The sequence below is a fragment of the Paenibacillus sp. AK002 genome (genome assembly GCF_053903045.1).
Map to the genome: position 1 here is coordinate 3,205,046 of NZ_CP096377.1, position 26,093 is coordinate 3,231,138.

Here is a 26,093-nt window from a genome sequence, read left to right on the forward strand (position 1 = left end):
ATTCGAAGCCGTTAATATAGTAGCAAAAGGTAGATGCATTGATATAAAATACGGACAAGAAGACAGGAAGTATGGAGCCGCTCGTTAAATTGAAAGCGTTGTCTTTAAGATTCTGTGGAACTTATGAATGCAGGGGAGGGGGCCTTGGAATCGGCACGTTATGGGCATTGCGAATAGAAGAGGCTCCGCTTCGAGCTGGAGTTGCCTTATATTGAGACCATGAGGACAGAGGATTCGCTATTTTGCCGAAATGGGCTCATTATGGTGACCTTGCGGACCCAGGATCCGTTATTGCACCATAATCGCAAATGATTCCACGCTAAATCCTGCAATAGCGGATCTCTTGTCCGAATATGGCTGTGAAAACAGGTAAATCAAAGAAATAGCGGAACCAGGGTCCTCTATTATCGCAAATCCATGAAGTTAAACGAAGCTGGATGGATTGCCGTGGTCCTAATGAGGAAATGGTCATACGACGCAAATCCCTGGTGTTATTTTGGTAATATCGGACGAATATTGAGATCACGAGGACAGAGGATACGCTATTTAACCGAAATGAGCTTATTATGGTGACCTTGCGGACACATGCTCTGTTATTGCACCATAATTGCAAATGATCCTCAGGCATCATTCGCGGTCCAAACGGGCAGCCCGTCGTACAATTGAAGGGCATCACGATGGGCGCGAGCCAGCGAGCGGAATGGATCGTTTCTATCAAGCCGCGAATTCTGGCCGCCCAGGGAAACGCCACCGGCGAAACGCTGGAATGGATGAAAACGGATAAGAAGCCGCTGGAATTCAACAACCATTTCGACGCAGTCAGCAGAAGATACATCGGAGTGCTCAAGGAGTTGTTTCCCGAGTTCGAGTACGGATGGTTTGATTATTATCTCGACCATGTGCCGAACTACATGCCTTATATGACGCCGGACAACATTACGATGATTTCGGTCGGCGCACACTCCAAGCATAAGGAAATTGCGCTTAAGCTGATCGAGAAGGCCCACACGGATCGTACATACTACAATCTCCTGCTGTATGGCGTGGAAGGGGAGAACTACAATCTGGAGGGGGATTACATCAGCTACGCGGGCATCAAGTCGGAGAACAATAAGCCGGGCTGGACGGGATTGTATGACGGCAGCATGAGCCAATCGGAAAAATAACCGGGAGAATGGCAGGCCATCGTTGAGCATTAGCATTCGGAAGGCGCGAAACGGGCCGTAGAAAACGGAGAGAGCCCGCTGGCGGGATTCAGCTTCGATACGGTACCGATAACGGCGGAGCTCGCAGCCATGGAGGCAGTCAGATCGCATTACATCGTACCGCTGTCCGTCGGCATGTCCGAAGGTAGCGATGCTGATCTTGCGCTTGCGAGGCAGCAGATGAGCGAAGCTGGATTCCCGAGCTTCATGGAGGAGCTGCAGAATCAGCTGGATGCATTCGCTGCCATGAAACGATAGGGGATAATCATGAAGCAATCAAGTGATCCGACAAGGAAGCGAGGAGGTCTCAAATGACGAATTCCAATAGAAACCTTAATGCTGAACCAGAACGCATCGAACGCATCCCTACAACCCTTACCGGTGATGGTGCCTGGTGCTGGTTTGCCGATCCGAGGGCGCTGCGACATGTCAATGCCTCAACGGGCAGCGACAAGACATACATCGGGTACATCGATGTTGCGGGCAGCATCCAGGCGGTTCAATATGATCATGTGTCCCAAGAACGAAAGCAAGTGCGAGTGCGAGCAGGTTTCCAGCAGGATGACCATAATAATCCGACGTTTTTGGCACTGCCCGACGGCCGGGTGATGATTTTTTATTCCGAGCACTCGACAACCCCATATTTTTATTATCGCGTCACAGCCCGTCCTGACGATCTAGAAACCTTAGGGCCTGAAAAAATCATCGCTACCACGGGATATGGGAACACCACCTATCCTTCTCCCTTCGTGATGACGGATCAGCCCGGTTATTTCTATCTGCTGTGGCGGGGCATGAATTGGCACCCGACCGTCGCTAGGTACACGCTGCCGGATCCGGATGGCGACGTCACTTGCGACATGGAACCGAAACAGATCGTGGATTCCAGGGGTTCTGAACAAGAAACCGGAAAAAGGCCGTATGCCAAGTACGAAACGAACGGCAAAGACAAAATTATGATGTCGTATACCTATACACATCCGGACAATATGATTCCGAATTCATTGTACTATTCGTATTTGGACGTGAATACCCTGACGCTGCATGGCGCTGATGGACATCAGCTCGCAGATCTGAACCGCGGGCCGCTGAAGCTGGATAACAAAGAAACCGATCCGGCCCACTTGGTCGATCGCCAGCCGGGCATACGCAACTGGAACTGGGATATAGCCGTCGATAAAGAGGGATACCCGGTGATCTTGTTTGTTAGGATCAATGGGGATAAGGATCGCCACCATTATTGTTACGCTAAGTGGTCCGGCTCCGATTGGCGGATTACACCGTTGGCGGATGGCGGACGATGGTTCCACCAAAATGATCAAAGAGAATTATGCTATTCCGGGGGCATGACGCTGGATCATAACAACCCTTCCACCGTGTACATGTCAATCCCTGTAAAGGGTACATACGGTGAGGTTTTCGAAATTCATCAATGCGTCATTGCGCATGACGGGACGATCGCCGAAATAAACCAAGTCACCGAAAACTCGACTCATAACAACGTTCGACCTTTCGTTGTCCGCCATGCAGCTCTGGGCGAAGCGTATGATTTGATATGGATGCACGGGGATTACTACTATTGGGATCATTCGCAAGGGCGATTGGGTTATACGACGGGGCTGCGAACCTTGTGTGAAATCGTAGCGATTGAAGACGAAGGGAAGACCGATCCTTCGGCATAAGTCATAATATCGGCAACACCGAAAAGCATCTGGGGAGTCGACCGTTTCCCGCTAGGGAGAAACGGTCGATTTATTATTTGAGGTAAGGAATTTTGTGTTAAAGAAACTGCTTCCCGATGAAGGCAGCATGGATAATGGCTAAATAAGACAAGCGCCTAAGGACACTCCATCATATACATGTAAACGGATCCCTAACCGTCCGTTCTGAAGGATTGCTCTATTCGCTGCCTGCTATAGAAATTACGGTAAAAGGTGCTGATCACGACCAATTCGATGATTAGGATGATCACGATGCTGGCGAAGAAAACCCGCCGATTCCGGTTCAGAGGCTCCAGAAAATCACTCATTCGCCTATATGTAACGAGGTAGGCATCGATCGGTTCGATATATTTGGATAGGACAAAGTAGTCCCCACAGAACTGTAATCGAATCTGAGAATATGCTTTGGGTCCGGCGTCATATGGCTAGGCGTGAAGATTGTCGTGACTTATGTAACCCCGGTTTTCCAGGTTGCCCTGCCGTTCATGCTGCTGTTGACGATATGGATCAGAAATAAGTCGACTGCCTGAATACTTTTGATTCATGTAATGAACAATAAACCTGGACTGCAAATGCAATCCGTCCGCAGCGCCCCATCGTGGATTCATAGCTGCATTTAAAAATCGAAAAACCATAGGAGGTACATGAATGCAATTCGAACAACAGCAAAATCATCAGAACATGGAAACCGGCATGATTCCACCGCAATTGAACCATGGCGGTCATGAAATGTTCGATGTCCACGAGGTACTGGCAGGAGCCATCAACACGATGAACACGTATACCATGCTGAGCGGACATGTGCAGGATCCGGAGCTTCGGGATATCTTGCAGCGTCAAAAGCAATTTATGGCGGATGAATATAATATCACCTTAGAATGCTTCAAAACAGGACAAGATCCATCCAAGTCGACGCAAAGCTATAAAATGAAGCAGGGGAACGACTTCATCTACGGCATGAAACCGGGACAACCGAAAAAACCGATGCAGTCCACTGCCGAGATCAATGATGAAACCGTCGCGCTCAGCATGCTGAACGCCGTGAAATCCGGCGCTACCATGAAAACGAATGCAGCGATGGAATCCACGAATCCGGTTGTGCGCCGCGTTCTAGCGGATTCCCTTCCCAATTGCATCGAAATGGCGTATGAAATTTCGCTGTATCAAAACAAGCACGGCTACTATCAAGTGCCGCAGCTGCCTCAGCAAGATATGCAGTACATGCAGAATAGCTACGCCACGGCTCCGATCCAGTCGCAAATGCCAGGTAAAATGGCTCCTCACTAAACAATTAAAGCGCCAAGTCCTTATGGATATGGCGCTTTATTTTTGTGTTATCATCAGATTCATTAAGTTTGGAAAGAATTCAACAAGCGTCATTTACCCTATCTTATTGAGAATGATTATCAACAAGATTATAATAGGTTAAAACAGGAGAAAGTCAGAAGGAGCGCCGCTAGCATGGAGGAAACGCAATATTCGCTGTTGGGAGTACGGTACATAAAGCAAGGTCACGCCGAAGAGCCAGTCGGGGGTTTCATGGAGACGCATACCCTATACCTGATCCATAAAGGCTCCGGCGACTTATATTTGAACGGAGGAAAGCACCGACTGAAGGCGAAGGCTGTCTGTTATTGTCCGCCGGGTTCGATTGCCGATGTTCGCCGGACGACGTCCTCGCCGGCCCCGCTGGAGGTTTACGAATTGCGGTATGAAGTATGGGATCTCGAGGAGAGCACTGGGTGCAACAAAGTCTACATCAAGAATTTGTCTGCGCTGATGGACACCGGCAAACTTCCCTTCGCCGCAACGCACGAAGCTCTTGTACTGATTCAAGAACTAAGCCAACGAATGCAAGATCAAGGAGAAGTCGGGGGTCTTGCAGCTCGTCTATGCATCGACGCGGTATTCAAACAGTTATTGAGTGTGCTGCTACGATCAACGGACGATAAGAATCGGGAAGAGGATTGGCTTGAGCGTATGAGACTTACGGTGGATTATATGGAGAAGCACTATCACATAGCCTTGACGCGCAACGACATGGCAAAGAGAGCGGGATTTACGCCGGAGCACTTTTCCGTATCGTTCAAAAAAGCAACGGGCTCCGGTTTCACGGAGTATTTGACGCGGCTGCGACTAGAGAAAGCCAGAGAGGCATTGCTTGACGGCGACGATCGCAATCTCGACCGCATCGCACGGGAGGTCGGTTACCAAGACGGTATGTATTTAAGTCGGAAATTCAAGCAGCATTTCGGTCACTCTCCACGCGATTATATGCTGCGGCCAAAGCGCATTGTAGCGCTGCAATACCTGGGCCACCTGCTGGCGCTCGGACTTATGCCCGTGGGAACGTCATCGAATCTGCTGCGCGCCCGCCCCTACAGGGGAATGCTTAAGCATGTAGTGGATATCGGAGATGCCAAATCGCACCATGCGATTGCGTCCGTGCAGCCTGATCTGATCGTTACGTCCGGACCCAACAGCGAGCCTTTGTCCCAGCTTGCTGCAACCATCTCGCTTCCTTGGGGGCAGGAAGACCCTTTGGACGAGTTGCTTCGGTTAGGCAGAGGGCTGAATCGCGAGAGAGAGGCGAATAACTGGATTTCTGCGTTTCGTGCGAAAGAGGAAGCTGCAGCCTCGTTAGTCGCTGACAGAATCCGTACTAATAACGCGACGGCAGTTGTACTGGAGTTTTGGCAGGACCGGTTATGGGCGGTCAATATCGCCTATGGCAGAGGCCTTCGCAATTTGTACCGGACCTTTTCCTTTCGGCCGCCGGAGCCGCTGACTGATTACGTCCTGGGAGAAGGAATCGGCTTGGAATTAACGCCGGATATGCTTGCCGCGCATGCGGCGGATTATATATTCGTAACCGTGTGGGAAGCGGGTGGAGGTGCAGCATATGCGAAACGGGTTATGAACAGCAAGGAATGGAGGAGCCTTCCCGCCGTTCGCAACGGCAACGTGTTCTTACTTGATCTGGAGCTGTTTAAGCATAATGACCCGTTAGCGTTGGAGCAGCAATTGAGCATCCAAACCGAACTTCTTACAAATGTCCATACAACCGCAAACGGAGCGCAATAGACGAGCCTTCCCCCTATTATTATAATAATGATAATCATTATCAATAGGTGGAGGGTTTAATGGATGCAGTGGCTTAAAGAATTGAAACTGGCTCTGATCGGAAGTCTGGTCATCGTTTTGGTAGCATGTGGGGACTCGGGGCAGCAAAGCGAGAAGGTGGTGGACCAAGCGGGCCAACAACCAGCAGCAACGCGCAAATTCGAAACGGTCATGGGAGAGATCGAGATTCCGAAGGAACCGAAGCGAATCGTTGCGACGCAATATCTGGGCCATCTGTTGACCTTGGGCGTTAAGCCGGTCGGGGCAGGTACGGCCAGCTTGAATCAATATTTTTTGCAGGACCTGACGGACGGAATCGAGGATATCGGCGATGATCAAGCGGCGCTTGAGAAAATCGTGTCCCTTGATCCCGACCTTATCATTCGGCCTTCAGACAAGAATTATGAACAATTCGCCAAAATCGCACCGACGATTGTCATTCCATGGGGAGCTAAGGATTTGTATGCAGAGCTGCGGGAATTCGGCGATTTTCTCGGGAAATCGGAGGAAGCCGAGGAGGCAATCCGGCATTACGAGGAGAAGCTGGCGGAGGCCAAAACCAAGCTGAACGGCGTGGTCAAGGAAGGAGAGACCGTTGGCGTTTATGAGATTTGGGCGAAAAACTTCTGGGTTGTGGGAGAAAGCTTTGGCCGCGGAACCCGTAATCTCTATTCCGGTCTTGGCTATCAGCCGCCTGAAGCCGTGAAAGGGCAGGTCGTAAACGGAGGCGCAGGCTTGGACATTTCGCTGGAATCGCTGCCGGACATGGCCGCAGATTACATGTTTGTGACCGTCTACGATGCGGACGGGGGTGGGGATCGAGCCAACGAGATATTGGAGAGTGCGCTGTGGAAATCCCTTCCGGCTTACAAAAACAACCGCATTTACACGCTGGATATCAACCAGTTCTCCGCAGGCGACCTGATCTCGCTTGAAAAGCAATTGGAGATTCAGACGAATCTGCTGCTCGGCAGCGTGAAGTAGCCGCAACACGGGAAAACCATGTCGAAACCCGCATAAAGTCGCGATCCTCGCGGCTTTTTTTGGTATGACGTTAGCCGGATTATCAGGTGTCGGATATGGTGGAGGATCTTCTCACTTTGTTAACTACTTGAAATCGTTTATAATGATTAGATAATAGTAGATATTTTAATCTATCAATATTTATAATAGACTATAATATGGTGATTATTGACACATAAAAAGGTGTGTTTTCAGAAGACGCCTTGCTTTTTATCGACATTTCTAGCAGGGACGCCTACTCTTTTTTCAAATATATGGGATAAGGAAGGGTATAATGAGCAACATGGACAAAAAAACAGACGTAATTTTGATTGGTGCCGGCGTCATGAGCGCGACATTGGGAGCCTTATTGAAGGAGCTAGTGCCCGAATGGGAGATCAAAGTGTTCGAGAAACTCGCAAGCGCGGGGGAAGAAAGCTCCAATGAATGGAATAATGCGGGGACCGGACATTCCGCACTATGCGAGCTTAACTATACGTCCGAAAAACCTGACGGATCTATAGACATCAGCAAAGCGATCAACATCAACGAGCAGTTTCAGGTTTCAAGGCAGTTCTGGTCTTATCTGGTAAGCAGCAATCTGATTCGCAATCCGCAGGACTTTATCATGCCTATACCTCATATGAGCTTGGTTCAAGGCGAAAAAGACGTGGCTTTTTTGAAAAAACGTTTTGAAGCGCTGTCAAATCATCCTCTCTTTCAAGGGATGGAATACTCCGAGGATCCCGAGCAGCTGAAGGAATGGATTCCGCTTATTATGGAAGGGCGCACATCAAACGAACCGTTAGCGGCAACCAAAATCGATTCCGGGACGGACATTAACTTTGGCGCTTTAACGCGCATGCTGTTTGAGCATCTGAAGAACAAAGACGTGGAGGTCAACTACAAGCACAGCGTGAAGGATATCAAGCGTACTCCCGATGGCTCATGGAAAGTAAAAGTGTCGGATATCGATAACGGCAGAACCGAGTTCCATACGGCCAAGTTCGTTTTTATCGGCGGCGGAGGCGGCAGCCTGCATTTATTGCAAAAAACCGGCATCCCCGAATCCAAGCATATCGGAGGGTTCCCGGTAAGCGGACTGTTCATGGTCTGCAAGAATCAAGAAGTCGTTGCACAGCATCATGCCAAGGTATACGGAAAAGCCAAGGTCGGCGCACCTCCGATGTCGGTGCCCCATCTGGACACAAGATACATCGATAACCAAAAAGCACTGCTCTTCGGTCCGTTTGCCGGCTTCTCGCCGAAGTTCCTAAAAACGGGTTCGAATTTCGATTTGATCGGTTCCGTCAAACCGAATAACGTCTTTACGATGCTGGCGGCAGGGGTTAAAGAAATGGCGTTGACCCGATACCTGATCCAGCAGGTGGTGCTATCGAATGAGAAGCGTATGGAAGAGCTGCGCGAATTCATCCCGAACGCGAAGAGCGAGGATTGGGAAATCGTCGTGGCGGGCCAACGCGTTCAAGTCATTAAGGATACGGCTAACGGAAAGGGCACGCTGCAGTTCGGGACCGAAGTGGTTAGTGCCGCGGATGGTTCGGTCGCAGCCCTGCTCGGTGCTTCGCCCGGCGCTTCGACGGCCGTTCACGTGATGCTTGAGGTATTGCAGAAATGCTTCCCGGAGCAGATGAAGGAATGGGAACCGAAAATCAAGGAAATGATTCCTTCTTACGGGATGTCGCTTTCGAAGAATCCGGCCCTCTTCGAAGAAATTCAAGATACGACTTCAGAAACGCTAGGTTTAAGCTTAAAAGCACTGGTGCATAGTTAATCCCTTCCATGACGAAGACCAACCCGGTATACCGGGTTGGTTTTTTTATGCTGCCAAGCATCACAGATAACAATATTTCGGATAATATTGAAAGTTTACAGGATATTATGAAGGGACCAAGCCTCTTATAATGAGTTAAAGAAAGCAGCTTGATAACACTTACATAGCAATCACGAGGAGGCTTATCCATGAAAATCACCCGGCATGCGGAAAATCCGATAGTAGTGCCTGGACTCTACGATTGGAGAAAGGTGACGGTATTCAATCCGGCCGTCATTATCGATAACGGAAAATTCTATATGATTGAACGGACGGCAGGATCCCTGACTCCCTGCAAGAACTACCTGGGTTTGCTGGAAAGCACGGACGGCGTGCATTTCACCCATGTGCTGGACGAACCGGTGGTAACGCCGGACCAGCTTGGATTCCCCTATGGCAGCATCCAGGACCCGCGAATCGTCAAGATCGACGACACCTTTTATTTGAACTATGCTTTGCGCCCGTGCGCCATGAACTATTATCCGACGGGAGCGGGCATCCCCGAACGCTCGATTCCCGAATATCCGGACGGCTGGGGCGAAGAGGAAGGCCATTGGCTGACGCGTTCCGGGATCCTGACGTCGAAGGATCTCATTCATTGGGAGTACCTGTGCGATACAACGCCGCTTGATATCAATGATCGCGACAACATTCTGTTCCCGGAGAAAATCAACGGCAAGTATGTGCTGCTTCGCAGACCGGAAGAATACGTAGGGGAGGAATACGGAACCGAAAAAGCGGCCATGTGGATCAGCTACTCCGAAGACTTGGTGCATTGGGACGAGCCGAAGCTGTTGGCAAAAGCCGAGAACAACGATTGGGAGTTTAAAAAAATCGGCGGCTCGACGCCTCCGGTGCGGACGGACAAAGGCTGGCTGGTGCTCTACCACGGCGTAGACCAAGATACGGTGTATCGCGTGGGGGCTTTGCTGCTGGATCTGGAGAATCCCGAGAAAATCATTGCCAGAACCCGCCGGTTCATTATGGAGCCGGAGACGTATTATGAAAAATTCGGCTATCAGATCCCGAACGTCATTTTCCCGACAGGCAATGTGGTCAAGGACGGTCTCCTCTATATCTATTACGGCGTAACCGATACGGCAATTGCCCTTGCGACGGTACCATTAGATGATTTGGTGGATTATATTTTGAACGAACCGCAATAAAGACGCTTCAGGGCGTGGCAAATGACTTGGTTTCACTGCCACGCTTTCTGTAGAACCTAAGATGTAAGCGATACCATTAAAATGGAAAAACGTGAATTTTATGTAATGAAAATTAACGCTATCTAAAGAAATATGATGAATAAAAATTCCGTTTTGTCCTAAATGACTTAAAAAAATTAGATGAAATCGTTTTTTTAGCGGATATTGGGATCACAAACCCGATTGTATAATTAATATATCTTATATTGTTAAATATAAGAACATGATATGTAACATATAAAGAGAGGGGTATAACAAATGAAAACGTCTAAGAAGCTTAGAACGATGCTGCTCACCGGAACAGCTGCGCTGCTGCTCATGTCAACCGTCGCTTGCGGCTCCGGAGAGAAAGACGCTGCAGAACCGGAAAAGGTTACCTTGAACATCATGCATCCATGGACATCGCCGAACGTGGATAACGAGGTGTACAAAGAGCGGATCGCGGAGTTCGAAAAACAGCATCCCGACATTATCATCAAGCAGGACGGGGTAGCGGCTACGGAGTATAAAACGAAGCTGCGCACGTTGGCTGCCGCCAACAACCTGTCGGATATCAATGTCGTATGGCCTGGTGCCGACCTGGCTCCTCTGGTAGCCGGGGATCTGCTGATGCCGCTGGATGACCTGATGGATAACTGGAAGAATATTTTGCCGGAGGACGCATTGGCCGGATTTAACCAGAACGGCAATCAATTCGCCGTGCCGACCAAACAAACCTTCGTGGACATTATTTATTACAATAAAGAGATGTTCGCCGGGGTCGGTTATGACCAATTTCCGGCTACCTACGACGAATTCATCGATGCGGTGAAAAAGCTGAAGGAAGCCGGCATTACGCCGATCTCCTTGGGCAACAAAGAGAAATGGCCGCTTCAATCGTCCTTCTTGTCGATTATCGGGGACCGTTACGTAGGCAGTGACTTCTTGCAGAAAATTCTGAACAAGGAAGCCAAATTTACCGATCCCGAATACGTGAAAGCGATTGCCGTCATCGACGAACTGTCCAAGCTGGGAGCATTCAATACGGATGCGAACAACATGGATTCCGTCCAAGGGCAGGACTACTTCATTCAAGGCAAGGCAGCGATGCATATCTCTTCTTCTACCGTTGACGGAAGAATCCGCATCAACAACGAGGAAGGGGACAAATTCGGCATTGCGCTTTTCCCGAGCGTCCCTGGCGGATCCGGCGATCCGGTGAAAAGCGCGGGCGTCGTTCAGTACGGCATCTCCATTAAAAAAGGATTGAGCGATGAAAAGAAAGCGGCTGCCGAGGAATTCATTAAGTTTTTTGTCAATGAGGACCTGTACAAAGATCTGATCAGTAAAGGCGTTGTTGTACCGGCCAACGTTGAAATTCCTGAAGATGCGAGCCCGTATCTCAAGGAGATGCTGGAGTTGACCAACAAGGGAACGGCACCGGTGTTCGACAGCGTCATTCCGACGCAAGTTACCGACGTCATGCAGAACGGATTGCAGGCTCTGACCATCGGCAGAGGGACGCCGGAGGAGCTCGCCCAAGAGGTTCAGGAAGCTTTCGACAGCATGAAGTAAGTTGCGAATTTCCTTCCTTAAGTCAAGATCATGATGGCACAAAGAAAAACCCGGCAGCGGGTTTTTCTTATTAAAGGCAGAAAGAAAGGAGTTACGCCAATGCATACGCTTAAGCATACGAAATGGGCTATATTCTTGGGCTTGGCGCCAGCACTCATTATCTATATATGTATTGCCATATTTCCCATCGGCTTATCGGTATATTATTCATTAATGAACTGGGACGGAATCACGCCCATGCGTTTTATCGGGCTGGACAATTTCGTGGATATTTTCAAGGACGATATTTTTTGGCTGTCCGTTAAGAACAACATCATTATCATGTTTACCGGAATAGCGGGTCAGATCCCGCTTGGCCTGCTGCTGGCCCTGCTGCTGAATCGCGGGCTTAAGGGCTCCAGTTTCTTCCGGACCATCGGATTCCTGCCGGTCGTCATTTCATCGGTTATGGTATCCCTTATCTGGGGCATGGTGTACAACACGGAATACGGAATGCTGAATAACCTGCTTAGCGCTGTGGGTCTTGAGAGCTGGCAGCAAAATTGGCTGGGCGATCCGTTCTGGTCCATGATTTCCATCAGCATCGCTTATATATGGCAAAACTGCGGTTTATTTATGATCATTCTATTGGCCGCATTGCAGAATATCCCCGATGAAGTCAATGAGGCGGCTGCCCTGGACGGGGCGACCGGACTAAGCCGAATCATGCGGATTACGATCCCGATGATCCGAGGAACATTGCTCGTCTCCGTAGTCTACAGCATCAGCAATTCGTTCCGCGTGTTCGATCTGATCCAGATCATGACGGGCGGCGGACCGGCACATGCGACGGAGGTTATGACCGTCTATATGTACAACAACTCGTTTATGAATATGAGATTCGGCTACGGCAGCGCGGTATCCGTATTGATTCTGCTGTTTAGCCTTATCGTCATCACGATCGTAAATCGATTGGCGAGAGAAAAGGAATAGAAGGGAGAGGGAGGAGATGTACAGACAAACGAAATGGTTCCATTTATCGGCATACACTTTTTTGGGGATATTCGCTATTATTAATATAATCCCTTTCTTTTGGATGATCGTAGATTCGTTCAAAACCGAGCAGGAATATGCGGCGAACCCGTTCTCCATACCGACCGAGCTGCAGTTCTCCAATTACGCGAAGGCATGGGAAGTGGCGAATATGGATACCTACTTCCTTAACAGCATCATCGTAACGGTCGTATCGTTGGTCGTGACGGTCCTTCTCGGATCGCTTGCGGCGTACTTCTTGGCAAGGTTCAATTTTAAGCTGCGCGGTGCAACTTACGCGATATTTCTGCTGGGCATGGTCGTTCCGATTCATGCGACCTTGATTCCGATTTTCTTGATCATGCGGAATCTGCATTTGCTGGATACCCACTTATCGCTGATTCTTCCTTACACGGCGTTCCATTTGTCCTTGACGATCTTTATCCTGGAGGGTTTCATGAGAGGGTTTCCGAAGGATTTGGAGGAGTCGGGCGTCATGGACGGCGCGGGCGTATTCAAGATTTTCTGGTCGATCATATTACCGATCACGCGTCCGGCGATTTCAACCGTCGTGATCTTGAACTTTATCTATAATTGGAACGAGTATTTGTTCGCACTCGTCTTGATCAGTTCATCGTCGCTGAAAACATTACCGCTTGGCCTTGCCAACTTTGTCGGCATTGAGACGGCCAGCCTTACGCTGCAAATGGCTGCGTTGACGATCGCGCTTATACCGATCATTATATTTTACCTGCTCCTGCAAAAGCAACTCGTTAACGGCATGACGGCAGGCGCAGTTAAAGGTTAATCCGGTTTCAGCTCAACATCATGAAGACATCGAAAGAGGGAATGGACATGCGCAGCAGTTTGGGCTGGATCGGGAATTATGGTCTGAAACAGAAGGCTCTGGTCATTTTCCTCTTTTTTGTCATTCTGCCTACGCTGGGGGTCGGCGTCCTCGCCCAAGACAAGCTGAACGAAGTGCTGCGCGGCCAATTTATCCAATCAAGCCAGCGCAGCCTGGAGATCGTAACGAACCAGCTGGAAGAACAAACGGCCATGATCGAGGATATAGCCGATTATTTGATATTGAGCAATGACATGCGCCAATACCTGCGCCTTGACCCACCGCCAGAGCGCGGGAGGGCGGAGCAGTTGAAGCAGAATCTCGAAGGATTCCTGACGTTTCAGCTCATGTCCAAAAACTATATCAAATCGATTTCGATCACCGGGTTTAACGGCAATTCCATTGAGATGGGCGAGCCGATTCACGGTAACGAAGAGTCTTGGTACCGGCTGGCGGACGAGCATAAAGGCGGAATCGTGTGGAGCAACGGTTATCCTTCCACCAGCGGCTGGTATGGTGAAGTAAACCTCGTCTCATTGTTCCGGGTTCTGAACTCCTATGACGAGATCACGCTGCCCCTGGCTAGGCTCGTCATCCGCATGGACGAAGCCAGTATTCTTAAACAGCTGCAGCGGGGGTTGACGCGGGACGAAGGCATAGTGTTCGTTGTGGATGCCGAAGGACAAATCGTACTGCCCTCCAAAGAATTGCTATCCTTAGATATCGGCGATGGGAAAGCGATTACGGATATCATAACCGCCGGGACGATGGGCTCTTCCACATACCGACACGACGGGGAAGCGTATTTGACCTTTCATCAACGGATGGAGAATACCGATTGGACGATCGTTTCCATGGTACCCAAGGCTGCGCTGGATCAGGATGTACGCGGCGTATCCATCTTGATGCAGGTCATTCTCATCGGGATTCTCCTGTTGGGTTTATCGGCCTTGATCGGATTCCACTATACGATTATCAGGCCGATCCTGCGCCTGAAGATTGAGACCAATCGCGTAAAGCTCGGCGATTTCAATGCTCGGGTACCCATTCGTTCCAAGGATGAGATCTCCGAGCTGAACCGCAGGTTTAACGATATGGTCTCAACGATTCAGGAGCTGATCGAGCATAAATACAAGCTGGAACTGCGGGAGCGCGAATCCGAGCTGCGCCTGCTGCAGGAACAGATGGACCCTCATTTTCTCTATAATACGCTGGATATGATCCGCTGGACCGCCAGGCTGGAGAAGGCCGTCGAGTCCAGCCAGCTCATCGAAATTTTGTCCCGATTCCTGCGTTCCAGTCTGAACAATGGCCATTACGAGACCAGCCTTGCTAAGGAAATGGAATTCGTACGCTCCTATTTGTATTTGCAGCAGAGACGGCTGGGGAGTAAACTGAAATATGCGCTATACATGGAATATGATCTGGCGAATTCGCTTACCTTGAAGGCTACCATTCAGCCTTTGGTCGAGAATTTTCTCAAGCATGGCCTTGATCGGCGCGAGCCGGTTGCCAGGATAACGGTCATCGCGTATAAGCGGGTGGATGAGATTTGGATCGACGTGCAGGATAACGGCCGGGGAATGGATGATTCTACTTTGGAGGAAGTCAGGGAATCCCTGCGAAACGGAGTCCAAGCCGGCCGCACACGAGGTGCGCTCAGCAATATTCATGAACGTTTATACCTATTTTTCGGAGAACGCTACGGACTGGAAGTGATTGAGGCTTCATCGCAAGGAACCTTGATTCGCCTCAAGCTTCCATATTCTGAAACCTACGGTGGTGAATCGTACGATGCAACACGTGAAGACAGTAAAAATGCTGATCGTTGACGATGAACCGGTAATCTGTCAGGGCTTGCACTATACCATTGACTGGGCGGATTATGGAGTCGAGGTCGTCGCCGAGGCTTATGACGGCAATGAAGCATTGCAGGTGGTGCAGGAACACGAGATTGATCTGGTTCTGACGGACATCCGAATGGAGGGAATGGACGGGCTTCAGCTTGCTAAGGAGCTGAAGCTCCGTCACCCTCAGGTTCGAGTCATCATGATCAGCGGTTATGAGGAATTCGAGTATGCTCGCCAAGCCATCAAGCTTGATGTAACCGATTACTTGCTGAAGCCCGTCGATATTGACGAATTGGTGGCCGCCGTGACCGGAATCGTAGAAGACATACGCAACCAAGATACCCGTGTCGACGGATCATCGAAGAATGCCGAGCTGTGGCTTTCCGAAATGGCAGCGCATTATGAAACTTCATTGGCCAAGGCGTTGCCCGGCGATTTAGTAAACGGTGCCGAATATAAACTCATGGCTACGCAGCTGGAGAAGTTTTCGAACCTTGCAGCTTCCGTATCGGAACAGGATTTAACGATGCTGCAGCATGTATGGATCCGAACGGTTCGTGAAAGCCTCGAAACCAGCGGAATTCGTCAAGTATCCGTGTTTGTGCATAAAAATCTGCTGTTGACCCTGCTGATGACGGATCAGCCGCGCCCGAAGCGGCAGTGGGATGAAATTCTGCAGGCGATGCTGGATGCCTGGCCGGGAGAGCATCGTTTGTATGGCGCGGTATCGGATGCTTACGCTTCCCTGGACCAAACGGCAGCCGTATGCTCGGAGGTGCGAGCGTTACTGCCTTATTATGCCTTGGAACAGCGCCCATTGCTGGATCGCGAATATAAGACCGAGGTGGATAACGGCCGGGCCAAGCACGATTTCGACAGTGCCGATATGGTCTCGAAACTGTCCGTGGCATTATTCAAGCAGGATGCCGATATGCTGGAAGAGCTAATCGACGGCATGTTCCGATTTTTCCGGGATCAGCGGTACCTGTTGACGGATATGGTGAACGTATGTGATGAACTGTCCATCATGCTGCGGCAGCGACTTCGTCAAAGCGGCCTGACCCAGCTGGAGCATGGCCTGGAGAGAACGATCGACCTGGAGGTGTTCAATCATCCCGACGCGATTCGTCTGGCGATATCCACGGAAGTGTTTGATCTGCTGCAGCTGATCGACAGGATCGGCATCGACAGATCGTTCTGGATCATTGAGAAGGCCAAGAAGTATATGGCGGATCATTATCTGAGCGACCTGAAAGCGTCGGAAGTGGCAGCGTATTTAAAGATTACGCCCAGCTACTTCAGCAATATTTTTAAACAAAGCACGGGAAAAAGCTTCAGCGAATACATGAACGAATTGCGCATCAACGAGGCGAGAAAGCTGCTGCTGACGACGCAGGACAAGGTGTTTGAGATTGCCGACCGCGTCGGCTACAAAGAATACAAGTATTTTGTATCCGTCTTCAAACTGTACACGGGCATGACGCCCAAGAAATATCGGGTCTTGAATATCAAAGAATGATCAGAAGCATGACGACCAGGATGGAAGGAGTATGGGGAATATGGAGAAATATCGGAATGCTGCGCTCCCCGTAGACGAGCGCGTAGAGGATTTGTTGTCCAGAATGACGCTGCGGGAGAAGGTCGGGCAGCTGAACCAGCACTTGTACGGCTGGATGGCATATCGGCGAAGCGAAGGGAGCAAAACGGAGTTTGAACTGACCGACTTATTCAAGGAGCATGTGGAGTGGGGGGCCGGCATGGGGGCGCTGTACGGTCTGTTCCGGGCGGACCCTTGGTCCGGGGTGACCTATGAGAACGGGATTCCTACGCAGGACAACGCGAAGGTAGCGAATGCCATCCAGCGTTACGTGATCGAACACAGCCGGCTCGGCATTCCCGTCCTGCTCTCGGAGGAATGTCCCCACGGCCATCAAGCGCTTGACGGAACGCTTCTGCCCGTCAATACGGCCATCGGTTCCACCTGGAATCCCGAATTAATTGAAGGCGCCTATTCCCATGTGGCCTCCGAGATCCGCAGCCGAGGCGCGCATTTAGGTTTGGTCTCGGTACTGGACATCCTGCAGGATCCGCGGTGGGGACGCTCCGAGGAATGTTACGGAGAAGATCCTTACCTGGCTGCGCGAATGACGGAGGCGGTTGTGTTTGGCATGCAGGGAAGAAACCCGGAAGAATGGAAGAGTCACGATAAGGCAGCTGCCGTGCTCAAGCATCTATGCGCACAAGGAGCAGGGCAGGGCGGACGGAACGCAGGCCCGGTTCCCGCAGGCGAGCGGGAGCTGCGGGAAATTCACCTGCCTGCCGCAGAGGCGGGGATCAAGGCAGGAGCGGCTGGCGTTATGGCGGCCTATAATGAACTCGACGGCATTCCATGCCATGCCAATGATAAGCTGTTAACCGGCATTCTGAGAGATGAATGGGGATTTGATGGGATTGTCATGGCGGATGGAACGGCCATCGACCGTTTGGTGTCCATTACGGGAGACTATGAGTCGGCAGCGGCGCTTGCACTCTCATCCGGGGTCGATCTAAGCCTATGGGACAAGTCGTTCACGACGCTTGAACAAGCGGTGAAACAAGGGAAGGCCGATATGGAGAGCATCGACCGCGCGGTTGCACGAGTACTTGGCCTGAAATTCCGATTGGGTCTGTTCGAGCAGCCGTACGTTGAGGAGAGCTTGGCTGCTTCGACCGTGAATAATGCAGCCGCCAGAGAGTTGAATGTTTCCGTCGCAAGAGAAGCAGTTGTGCTTCTTAAAAACGACAAAAGCGTACTGCCATTGAATCAAGGAAGTATCAAACGGCTGGCGGTCATCGGTCCTAATGCGGACCGTCTCTACAACCAGCTCGGGGACTACACCAGCGTTCAGCGCGAGGGCAGTGGAGTCACGGCGCTTCAAGGCATTAGGATGGCCGCTCCCGAAGGCACGGACATTGTCTTCGCCCCTGGGTGCAGCGTTCGAGGCATGTCCACCCAGGGCTTGCCTGAAGCAATCGAAGCGGCCCGTTCCGCGGACGCGGTCGTGCTCGTGCTTGGCGGCAGCAGTGCTCGTCAATTCGGGGGCATGTTTGATAATAACGGCGCAGCGATCGTAGCGGAGGGGGATCCGACGGAAATGGACTGCGGGGAAGGAGTCGATCTAGCCGAACTTCGCTTAGGCGGGATACAGGAGCAACTGGTTCGGGAAATTCACGCGATCGGCAAACCGGTGATCACCGTGCTCATTCAGGGACGTCCGCTCGCCGTCGGCGAGGTGGCCGAGCTTAGCGATGCCTTGCTGTGCGCTTGGTATCCCGGCAGCGAAGGAGGCCGTGCCATCGGAGAAATCCTGTTTGGCCAAGTGAACCCGAGCGGAAAGCTGCCCGTCTCGATTCCGCGCTCCGTAGGTCAATTGCCGGTTTATTATAATCAGAAAAACGCAGGGCGCCCTCGTCCCTATGTCGATATGCCGTCCAAACCGTTATATCCGTTCGGATTCGGCTTGAGTTACAGCTCGTTTGAATATCGATCGCCGGCCATCTCCCAGAATGACGTGACGCTTGACCAGCTTCGCTCCGGAAGTCGCGTCGAGGTGTGCGTGGAGGTGAAGAACAGCGGTAAGCTGAAGGGGGACGAAGTCGTACAGCTTTACATACAAGCCGATCAATCAGGGATTACCCGCCGACTTCGAGAATTGAAGGGATTCAAGAAGGTCATGCTGGAGCCCGGGGACAGCACCACCGTTACGTTCCAGCTCGGCTTCGAGGAACTGGCTATCTGGAACCGCAACATGGATTACGATGTCGTCCCTTGCCGAGTCAGCATCGTAGTAGGCGGCCACTCGGATTGGGAGAGCGGCGTTGTTGAGTTGAAGGTAAAAGCCTGAACGCAAGGTATTTCAAAGGGTTTGCCTACATGTCTAAGCTATCGATATTTTGGAGACAGCATTCCATGCTGTCTCTTTTCGTTGTGATCAGCCTTTCGTTTGACACAAAGAAGGAATCGGGATATTATGTATGGAAAACAAGGAAAATCAAATTGTTTTTATATTTTCCATGGTGGGGAGGTGAATTTCATTGAGAGAACGAATCGTCGAGGCGGCAAGCAAGGAAATCCGGAGAAGCGGATTGCGATTTACGATGGGTGAACTGGCCAAACAGCTGGGGATGAGCACGAAAACCCTGTATGGCGTTTTCCCGTCCAAAGATGAGCTAATTGCCGAAATTCTCGCGGGGGCGATCGATGAGCTTCAGCATAAAGAGAAGGAAATCATGAATAACGCGAGCCTCAGCACATTGGAGAAACTAAGACGATGTCTAATTCTAATCCCGGCCGATTTTAAGTTTATCGAGCTAAACCTCATCACGGAGCTGCAGCGTTATTATCCTGACCAATGGAACCGTCTGGACCAATTTCTAAATGAGCAATGGGGCAGCATCGCCGAATTATTTCAGGAAGGCATTCGTCAAGGCTTGCTCCGGCCGTTTAACGCCAAAATATTCATTGATCTGTATGTAGGGGGCTTTTATCGGTTAATGGAGGACTCGGCGGCAAACAGGAGCAGCATGACTCTTCAGGAGGGCCTGCGCGATATGGGAGAGATTCTTTTGGCCGGTATCATCAAGAGGGAAGCTTGAGCCAACGATAGACCACGAAGAAGAAGAGAGGGTAAGCCTTGAGCAAAACATTAAAAGGTTTGTTCTTAGTGACGGATATCGGATTTATTATGTATTGGGTCATTACCGCATTGGCCTTAATTCCTAATGAGTATTTATATCAGGATTATACCAATGAGCTGTTGGTTGTTTGGAATTGGTCGTTCTTTCCGCTGGACATATTCATATCCGTTACCGGGATGTATAGTCTGTACTTACATAAACGAAGAAATGCGAAATGGAAAAATCTCGCCTTAATTTCGCTTACCCTGACGTTTTGTTCCGGGCTGCAGGCGATCGTTTTTTGGATCATCAAGTCGGATTTCGATCTCATGTGGTGGGTGCCTAACCTGTACCTTTTGCTGTATCCGTTGTTTTTCATTCCTAAACTGCTTGAGACAAGGGAAGCATTCGCTGAATCTTAAAGCGGATGCTCCTTTTCTTGTTGATCTCTTGGTCGTTCCATTTGAAAAAAAAAGGGCTAAAGGACCATGATTTCCTGTAACTTTAAGTATGATAAGCACAGGAAATCCCTGGGGGAAATGGTAAACTCAAAGTGTGCATTCACTACCAAGGAAAGGGGGCGCCGAGGACTCGCGGAATTCTATCATTTCATGGAGGTGGATTGATGTTTGACGTTCAAGGGCTGAGCCTTAAGAAAAGGCAAATCAAATTACTTACGTCCTTCATCCTTGCAATGCTTATCTTTTGTATGTCCGGTTTGCCCGCGTTCGCGGCAACCCCAGAGAAAACCGTCAACGCTTCGGCAACGCTTGCCTACAATTTGAAGGGACTTCAACACAACGTGGCTGTTCAGAAAGCCTACATCGCGGATAAATATCTGTATGTCACGCAGCGTTCCAAGGGAACCTGCTATCTTTCAAGATTGCTCATTAACGGCAAGGACGCTACTTTTGTAGATAAAATGACCGTCACCAATACGGGGCACTGTCAAACGCTGGATATGTATACGTACAATGGCGTCAATTATTTCTATTTCAGTTCCAAAGCAGACCCTTCAACCGATTATTACTGGTCGCTCCAGGTAGCGAGACTGCAATATTCGGCGGGCAAGACGGTCGATTATACGGATCTGCATCGCTTTACCTATATGAATTACGCCAATAAAACGGGGGCAAGGCTGGGCGAGACCTACCGGGTTGATGGCGGCGGCAACAGCACGCATACGGTGTTCCGCGTTCAGACGAAGGAAGGGACCGTGACTTGGTCCATTTATGACACGGTTGCGCTCAATAAGCTGCTCGACAGCAATGAACAGGTGCGGATGGACAGCGCAGCCGCGGTGAACGCAGCGGTTGGCAGCTTCACGCAATCGGGCAGCGGCATCGTCAGACCGAATGGATCTTTCCAGGGGGCGGATATGCTCGGCCAAACGAAAATCTATACGTCAGGCGGAGCCGAAGGCGAAACTCCGCAGATTGCCATGATGTCGAATACCGGGACTTTCAAAACCCTCGTGAAAATCACGAATGTAGGTAACCATGAAATCGAGGGAGTCCAGACCAAGAACGGCAACGTTTATTTTACGATCGTTACGGATCCGGTCAATAAGCAGAATACGCAGAAGGTATATTACGTTCCGGATAGCATTTTTAATTGACGCCCAGGCGGTTTTGACTCATTGAATAGATGCGATCAACCATGCGAATGTAAGTCGCAGGTCACAGGCTGGACCATATTAAGGGTGTCTAGTCTGTTTCTTTTTAACCATTTTAAAGGAGCAGCTCGTGGCTTGATCTGGCGAAAATAAAACCCGTATATAATCAATTTGGTTCTTACAACATTATTCTGACTAATGGAAGGAGATTCGTTCATGAAAAAAAGCTTCAAATCGCTGATCGCTTGCTTGTTCATCATTCCTCTGTTTGCAACGGGCGTCATGGCAGAGGGAAAAGGTCAAGGCAAGGAAGTAGGCACCACCGTGATGTCTTACAATATCCATCATGGGGCAGGAATCGATGGTCAGCTGAGCCTGCAAAGAATTGCGGATGTGATCCGCGATTCCGGCGCTGAAATTGTCGGCCTTCAAGAAGTGGACCGGAATTACGGGGAACGAAGCGATTTTAGAGACCAAGCGAAGGAATTGGCCGGTTTGCTCGGCTATCATTACGCCTACGGCGCGAATCTTGATTTGGAACCGGGGGAAGGACAGACGAACAACCGTCAATACGGGACCGCCATCGTGAGCAAGTATCCGATACTCCGATCCGAGAATACATGGTTAAGCAGCTTCGGGAAGGAGCAGCGCGGCGTTCTTCATGCCGTCGTTAATCTGAAGGGGATCCATGTGGATGTATACAACACGCATCTCGGGCTGGATGTCACCAGCAGAACGGCACAGGCTCAGGAAATCATTGACCTTGCTTCTGGCTCTCAGGGACCTGCGCTTCTCCTGGGGGATTTAAATGCGGAACCGGACAGTTCAGAGTTTCGATTACTGTTAGACAGCGGTTTGTTCGTAAACAGCTTTGAGGGGATAGACGATGCTTATACGTTCCCTGTAATCAATCCGTCGGCAACTATCGATTATATTTTGACTTCCCCTAACGTCCGGCATGCCAATCAACGCGTGATCCAAACCGAAGCATCGGATCACCTGCCGATTGCAGCCGATGTGGTATTCAAGCGATAGGAACTAGCATCGGGGAGAATAAGTTCTAATTGGATCTCAGCATGACCGGGGGCTTCCACCAAGCAATTGCTTGGTGGAAGCCTCTTTGCATTTAGGAGATAAATCGATTTTCATCCCTTTACAGTTTTTTTACCGTCCTGTCTATATCGATAAAATAGGTTATGCTACGATACAAGCACAGGGAGGGAGTGTGCATGATTACTTGGAGATTACCGCTGGTTGTATTGACTTGCTTAAGCATGGCTGTAACAGGCTGCATGCAGAGCAGCAGCGGGCAGGGCACGGACGGCATATTTTCGCACTCGGCAGCATCGAAAATGGCCGTTACAGGTGCAAAGACAAAGCTTAAATTCTGGTCGACGGGGCGGCATGATGCGAACTATATCAAAGAGGTGATTCATCGCTATAACCAAGAGAATCCCGATAACATTGAGGTTGAGATGACCGTGATGGCGGATGATTTTGCCCAATCATTGGATTTGTCTTTTGCCAGCGAACAATCACCCGACATCTTCACCCCGATCGATCTCGCTGAAATGACCCGTAAAGGCTATGTGGAACCATTGAACGAGTATATAACGCCCGTAATCAGAAGCAGGTTCGGGAAGCAGGCCTTTATCGAAGGATATAACGTATTCGATCAGTGGATATACAGCCTTCCTAACAGCGGATCCACCTTACGGCTTATTTATAATGTTGAGCTGTTTGCGCGGGCCGGCATCAACTCTCCTCCGAAATCTCTTGACGAGTTAGTGGAGGCTGCAAGGAGAATCACCGAGATTGGAAAAGCAGACGGCATTTACGGGTTTGCGCTGCCCTATAAAATTCCGGCCAGCGCCCTTGGTCGCTCCGCCGTTCCGATAGCTGAAATAAGCGGTATCAGCGGCGATGGTTATGACTTTTCAACAGGTGCCTATGACTTTTCAGGATTAAAACCGATTATTGGCGCATTCCGGGCCATGATGGAGAATGGCAGCACGCTGCCGGGAGCTGAATCCCTGGATATCGATCCGCTCCGGGCGCAGTTTGCCGACGGTAAGATCGGGATGTATCTGTCCTATTCTTCGGAACCCGGCATTTATAAATTTCAATTCCCGGCAAAGATCAAATGGGAAGCGGCGCTTCCCCCGTCGATTGACGGAACCTATAAAGGAGTGATCAATCAGGGAGTCGGAGCGACGAGATGGCTATCGATCAGCAGTCAATCGCAGCATAAGGGGGAAGCATGGAAGTTTCTCAGCTATATGTACAGCGATGAAGTCCTGATCGGGTACCAGGAAGCCGGACTTGGCATTCTATCCGTCGAATCGATAGCCAAGAAAGCCAAGAGGCCTGACATCGAGGGCATCGACGGCTTTATTCCAGGCGATTATGACGGGATATGGCCTGCGTCGCCTCAAGGATTCAAACCCAAAGGAATGGAATGGGAGGACGAATTCGTAAAGTACATCATGATCGGCGGAGATCTTGATCGATTGGTTGAAGATTTGAACGCGCGTTACAATGCCGCATTGGATCAGGAACGGGCTGCCGGCAGAGTGAATATGCAAGCCATCCCGGAGTTTGATCCGCTGCATCCTCAGGATCGTCTTATGGCAAATGATTGATCTTATTCAAAAAGAACAACTGCTGCCACAACCGAAATATTGAGACGGAGGATGTTGATTTATGCTCTACCGACTATCGTTCAGACGCCGAATTTGGATCGCGTTCATGCTAATCGTTATTTTTGCAGTCACCACCGTAGGCGCGCTTAGCTACGTCATCGCCGAAGAAGTCGTGAAGGACAACGCTTATCAGCTTAGTCAGGATACGATCGATAAAACTTCCAAGGTATTGGATGAGAAGCTGAATCATATCACGCAAGCGGTTTACTCGATGATGGTCAACACGGCTTACCGAAGAGCGCTAGGGTTGGACAGCAGCTATTCGGACTCGGAGAATTACTATACGCATCTGTCCGGGCTGCAATCGACTTTTGTACAGACCAAGCTCACTGAACCTCTTATCGATTCCATTCTTATCGCAACGCGTGAGGGAGACTATTACCAGACGAGTCAGCAGCGTAACTTCTCCCATTCGTTTTATGATTCGGCGCTCTATACGTATATCAAAATCGAGCGGCGCAAGTTATGGGTGGCCGGTCATGAGGATCTTTTCTTTGCCAGCAGGGAGGAGGTCATTTCCTTTGTAATGGAGGGCATCCCATCCCATTACATCGATGATAGTTATGTTGTAGCGAATGTCAAAATCGACTCGATTCGATCATTCATCGTTTCGGAGGACACCAATCGTAAGCCTTTCCTTCTCCTGGCCTCATCCGATGGGAGCGATGTCTTAATCGAAGATTCCGTCATAACGGATAAGTTGAAGCAGGATCCTAAGTATATGGATGCTTTAACAGATGAGCAGGGAAGCTTCGAATATTCGGATCAAGGCGATGAATACCTGGTTAACTTTACTAGGCTGGGTGGAGTGAAGGAGTGGACGCTATTCAGCTTTCTGCCTAAAGCTGAATTGATGAAGCAGATGGATAGCATTAAATTGACGATTCTCGGGGTGATCACGGGCTGTTTGCTTGTATCTTTTGCTTTTGCGAATATGCTGACACGGTTGCTCGTAAGACCTTTAAGCCATCTGCAAACATTAATGAAACGGGTGGAGATGAACGATCTTAACGTCCGTTATGAAAGCGAATACAATGACGAGATCACGCAGGTCGGTTATCGCTTTAACCGGATGCTGGAAGAGCTTAATCACATGTTTGACGTCGTGAAGCAGGCAGAGACGGATAAACGTCAGTCCGAGATGAAAGCCCTGCAGGCTCAAATTGATCCCCACTTTCTATATAACACGCTAAACACGGTTTATTGGAAAAGCCAGCTGAATCAATTGGAGGATGTTCAGGAAATGGTGCTGTCCCTGTCACAGCTGTTCCAGCTCGGCCTCAATCGAGGCAAGGAGATGACGTCAATTGAGCACGAGTTACTCCACGTTGAGGAGTATTTAAAAATTCAGCAGAAATGTTATGAAACGCTGTTTACCTATTCCATCGAGGTCGATCCCCTGGTCGATATGCAGCAGCCGATCCTAAAAATCATGCTGCAGCCGCTGGTTGAAAACTCCATCCTGCATGGCTTTAATGATCGCAATGAAGGCGGAATTATTCGGATCCAAGTAAAACAGGATGATACCCAGCTATCCTTCATCGTGGAGGATAACGGATTGGGATTTAGCGAAAATAGCGCAGCCGATCCAGAGCTTCGACACCCGGCAGCCATTGCTTCATCGGGTTATGCGCTGCATAATGTTCGATTGCGATTACAACTTCAGTATGGAAGCACGGCTGGCTTGCATATGGAAAGCGAACCTAACCTATGTACTCGGGTCTCGATCATCATCCCCCGTTTACCACTTCCCGAAGGGAGTTGACTT

21 protein-coding genes are annotated in these 26,093 nt (G+C 50.0%); 20 read left to right on the plus strand and 1 reads right to left on the minus strand.

Translation table 11 applies throughout. From position 1 onward, the window contains the following. The first annotated feature begins 677 nt into the window (after positions 1 to 677). From M1D70_RS14235 to M1D70_RS14245, 3 genes are all read left to right on the plus strand, one after another. Positions 678 to 1,166, plus strand: a complete 489-nt coding sequence (locus M1D70_RS14235; RefSeq protein WP_009592051.1) for a hypothetical protein — start codon at positions 678 to 680, stop codon at positions 1,164 to 1,166. 129 nt (positions 1,167 to 1,295) lie between these two features. Beyond that, positions 1,296 to 1,463: a DUF3502 domain-containing protein gene (locus M1D70_RS14240; RefSeq protein WP_009592059.1), complete on the plus strand. Its 168-nt coding sequence runs from the start codon at positions 1,296 to 1,298 to the stop codon at positions 1,461 to 1,463. A 53-nt stretch (positions 1,464 to 1,516) separates the two neighbouring features. Then, positions 1,517 to 2,887, plus strand: coding sequence for a BNR repeat-containing protein (locus M1D70_RS14245; protein ID WP_456290215.1), 1,371 nt, complete (start codon positions 1,517 to 1,519; stop codon positions 2,885 to 2,887). Between the two features lie 191 nt (positions 2,888 to 3,078). On the opposite strand, the gene M1D70_RS14250 is transcribed toward M1D70_RS14245, so the two are convergent. Continuing rightward, positions 3,079 to 3,234, minus strand: a complete 156-nt coding sequence (locus tag M1D70_RS14250; protein ID WP_456290216.1) for a hypothetical protein — start codon at positions 3,232 to 3,234, stop codon at positions 3,079 to 3,081. A gap of 340 nt (positions 3,235 to 3,574) precedes the next feature. Here M1D70_RS14250 and M1D70_RS14255 point away from each other — a divergent pair, with 340 nt between their 5' ends. From M1D70_RS14255 to M1D70_RS14335, 17 genes are all read left to right on the plus strand, one after another. Further along, positions 3,575 to 4,213 (plus strand): spore coat protein, encoded by a 639-nt coding sequence (locus M1D70_RS14255; RefSeq protein ID WP_009592027.1) that lies wholly within the window; start codon positions 3,575 to 3,577, stop codon positions 4,211 to 4,213. Positions 4,214 to 4,387: 174 nt separating this feature from the next. Next, on the plus strand, positions 4,388 to 6,010 hold the full coding sequence (locus M1D70_RS14260; protein WP_456290217.1) for a helix-turn-helix domain-containing protein: 1,623 nt from the start codon (positions 4,388 to 4,390) through the stop codon (positions 6,008 to 6,010). Positions 6,011 to 6,073: 63 nt separating this feature from the next. Continuing rightward, on the plus strand, positions 6,074 to 7,033 hold the full coding sequence (locus M1D70_RS14265; protein WP_456290218.1) for an ABC transporter substrate-binding protein: 960 nt from the start codon (positions 6,074 to 6,076) through the stop codon (positions 7,031 to 7,033). Positions 7,034 to 7,346: 313 nt separating this feature from the next. Further along, positions 7,347 to 8,846, plus strand: coding sequence for a malate:quinone oxidoreductase (locus M1D70_RS14270; protein WP_009592053.1), 1,500 nt, complete (start codon positions 7,347 to 7,349; stop codon positions 8,844 to 8,846). A gap of 188 nt (positions 8,847 to 9,034) precedes the next feature. Beyond that, the gene (locus tag M1D70_RS14275) at positions 9,035 to 10,051 is read left to right on the plus strand and encodes a glycoside hydrolase family 130 protein (RefSeq protein WP_009592050.1); all 1,017 of its coding nucleotides are present in this window, start codon (positions 9,035 to 9,037) and stop codon (positions 10,049 to 10,051) included. A gap of 297 nt (positions 10,052 to 10,348) precedes the next feature. After that, positions 10,349 to 11,644, plus strand: coding sequence for an extracellular solute-binding protein (locus M1D70_RS14280; RefSeq protein ID WP_009592060.1), 1,296 nt, complete (start codon positions 10,349 to 10,351; stop codon positions 11,642 to 11,644). A gap of 99 nt (positions 11,645 to 11,743) precedes the next feature. After that, positions 11,744 to 12,616: a carbohydrate ABC transporter permease gene (locus M1D70_RS14285; RefSeq protein WP_456290219.1), complete on the plus strand. Its 873-nt coding sequence runs from the start codon at positions 11,744 to 11,746 to the stop codon at positions 12,614 to 12,616. 16 nt (positions 12,617 to 12,632) lie between these two features. Then, complete coding sequence (locus tag M1D70_RS14290; RefSeq protein ID WP_009592052.1) at positions 12,633 to 13,463, plus strand: carbohydrate ABC transporter permease; 831 nt, start codon at positions 12,633 to 12,635, stop codon at positions 13,461 to 13,463. 20 nt (positions 13,464 to 13,483) lie between these two features. Further along, positions 13,484 to 15,334 (plus strand): sensor histidine kinase, encoded by a 1,851-nt coding sequence (locus tag M1D70_RS14295; RefSeq protein WP_456290220.1) that lies wholly within the window; start codon positions 13,484 to 13,486, stop codon positions 15,332 to 15,334. Continuing rightward, positions 15,297 to 16,871, plus strand: coding sequence for a response regulator (locus tag M1D70_RS14300; protein ID WP_456290221.1), 1,575 nt, complete (start codon positions 15,297 to 15,299; stop codon positions 16,869 to 16,871). Before M1D70_RS14295 ends, M1D70_RS14300 begins: the two co-directional genes overlap by 38 nt. A gap of 40 nt (positions 16,872 to 16,911) precedes the next feature. Beyond that, entirely contained in the window at positions 16,912 to 19,236 is a 2,325-nt protein-coding gene (locus tag M1D70_RS14305) for a glycoside hydrolase family 3 N-terminal domain-containing protein (RefSeq protein WP_456290222.1), read from the plus strand. Between the two features lie 190 nt (positions 19,237 to 19,426). Next, positions 19,427 to 19,987, plus strand: a complete 561-nt coding sequence (locus M1D70_RS14310) for a TetR/AcrR family transcriptional regulator (RefSeq protein ID WP_009592034.1) — start codon at positions 19,427 to 19,429, stop codon at positions 19,985 to 19,987. Positions 19,988 to 20,025: 38 nt separating this feature from the next. Then, the gene (locus M1D70_RS14315; protein WP_009592048.1) at positions 20,026 to 20,430 is read left to right on the plus strand and encodes a YvaD family protein; all 405 of its coding nucleotides are present in this window, start codon (positions 20,026 to 20,028) and stop codon (positions 20,428 to 20,430) included. Between the two features lie 203 nt (positions 20,431 to 20,633). Continuing rightward, entirely contained in the window at positions 20,634 to 21,626 is a 993-nt protein-coding gene (locus tag M1D70_RS14320) for a hypothetical protein (RefSeq protein ID WP_456290223.1), read from the plus strand. 213 nt (positions 21,627 to 21,839) lie between these two features. Next, positions 21,840 to 22,658, plus strand: a complete 819-nt coding sequence (locus M1D70_RS14325) for an endonuclease/exonuclease/phosphatase family protein (RefSeq protein ID WP_456290224.1) — start codon at positions 21,840 to 21,842, stop codon at positions 22,656 to 22,658. A 194-nt stretch (positions 22,659 to 22,852) separates the two neighbouring features. Beyond that, positions 22,853 to 24,265, plus strand: coding sequence for an ABC transporter substrate-binding protein (locus tag M1D70_RS14330; RefSeq protein WP_456290225.1), 1,413 nt, complete (start codon positions 22,853 to 22,855; stop codon positions 24,263 to 24,265). A 61-nt stretch (positions 24,266 to 24,326) separates the two neighbouring features. After that, positions 24,327 to 26,090 carry a sensor histidine kinase gene (locus M1D70_RS14335; protein ID WP_456290226.1) on the plus strand — a complete coding sequence of 588 codons (1,764 nt, stop codon included), beginning with the start codon at positions 24,327 to 24,329 and terminating at the stop codon, positions 26,088 to 26,090. The last annotated feature ends 3 nt before the right edge of the window (positions 26,091 to 26,093 follow it).

Coding starts and splice junctions, on each gene's coding strand:
- M1D70_RS14335 (WP_456290226.1), top strand. CDS start 24,327: ATGCTCTACCGACTATCGTTCAGACGCCGAATTTGGATCGCGTTCATG.
- M1D70_RS14300 (WP_456290221.1), top strand. CDS start 15,297: ATGCAACACGTGAAGACAGTAAAAATGCTGATCGTTGACGATGAACCG.
- M1D70_RS14305 (WP_456290222.1), top strand. CDS start 16,912: ATGGAGAAATATCGGAATGCTGCGCTCCCCGTAGACGAGCGCGTAGAG.
- M1D70_RS14235 (WP_009592051.1), top strand. CDS start 678: ATGGGCGCGAGCCAGCGAGCGGAATGGATCGTTTCTATCAAGCCGCGA.
- M1D70_RS14250 (WP_456290216.1), bottom strand. CDS start 3,234: ATGAGTGATTTTCTGGAGCCTCTGAACCGGAATCGGCGGGTTTTCTTC.
- M1D70_RS14270 (WP_009592053.1), top strand. CDS start 7,347: ATGAGCAACATGGACAAAAAAACAGACGTAATTTTGATTGGTGCCGGC.
- M1D70_RS14280 (WP_009592060.1), top strand. CDS start 10,349: ATGAAAACGTCTAAGAAGCTTAGAACGATGCTGCTCACCGGAACAGCT.
- M1D70_RS14320 (WP_456290223.1), top strand. CDS start 20,634: ATGTTTGACGTTCAAGGGCTGAGCCTTAAGAAAAGGCAAATCAAATTA.
- M1D70_RS14260 (WP_456290217.1), top strand. CDS start 4,388: ATGGAGGAAACGCAATATTCGCTGTTGGGAGTACGGTACATAAAGCAA.
- M1D70_RS14325 (WP_456290224.1), top strand. CDS start 21,840: ATGAAAAAAAGCTTCAAATCGCTGATCGCTTGCTTGTTCATCATTCCT.
- M1D70_RS14245 (WP_456290215.1), top strand. CDS start 1,517: ATGACGAATTCCAATAGAAACCTTAATGCTGAACCAGAACGCATCGAA.
- M1D70_RS14255 (WP_009592027.1), top strand. CDS start 3,575: ATGCAATTCGAACAACAGCAAAATCATCAGAACATGGAAACCGGCATG.
- M1D70_RS14330 (WP_456290225.1), top strand. CDS start 22,853: ATGATTACTTGGAGATTACCGCTGGTTGTATTGACTTGCTTAAGCATG.
- M1D70_RS14285 (WP_456290219.1), top strand. CDS start 11,744: ATGCATACGCTTAAGCATACGAAATGGGCTATATTCTTGGGCTTGGCG.
- M1D70_RS14275 (WP_009592050.1), top strand. CDS start 9,035: ATGAAAATCACCCGGCATGCGGAAAATCCGATAGTAGTGCCTGGACTC.
- M1D70_RS14265 (WP_456290218.1), top strand. CDS start 6,074: ATGCAGTGGCTTAAAGAATTGAAACTGGCTCTGATCGGAAGTCTGGTC.
- M1D70_RS14240 (WP_009592059.1), top strand. CDS start 1,296: ATGGAGGCAGTCAGATCGCATTACATCGTACCGCTGTCCGTCGGCATG.
- M1D70_RS14290 (WP_009592052.1), top strand. CDS start 12,633: ATGTACAGACAAACGAAATGGTTCCATTTATCGGCATACACTTTTTTG.
- M1D70_RS14295 (WP_456290220.1), top strand. CDS start 13,484: ATGAAGACATCGAAAGAGGGAATGGACATGCGCAGCAGTTTGGGCTGG.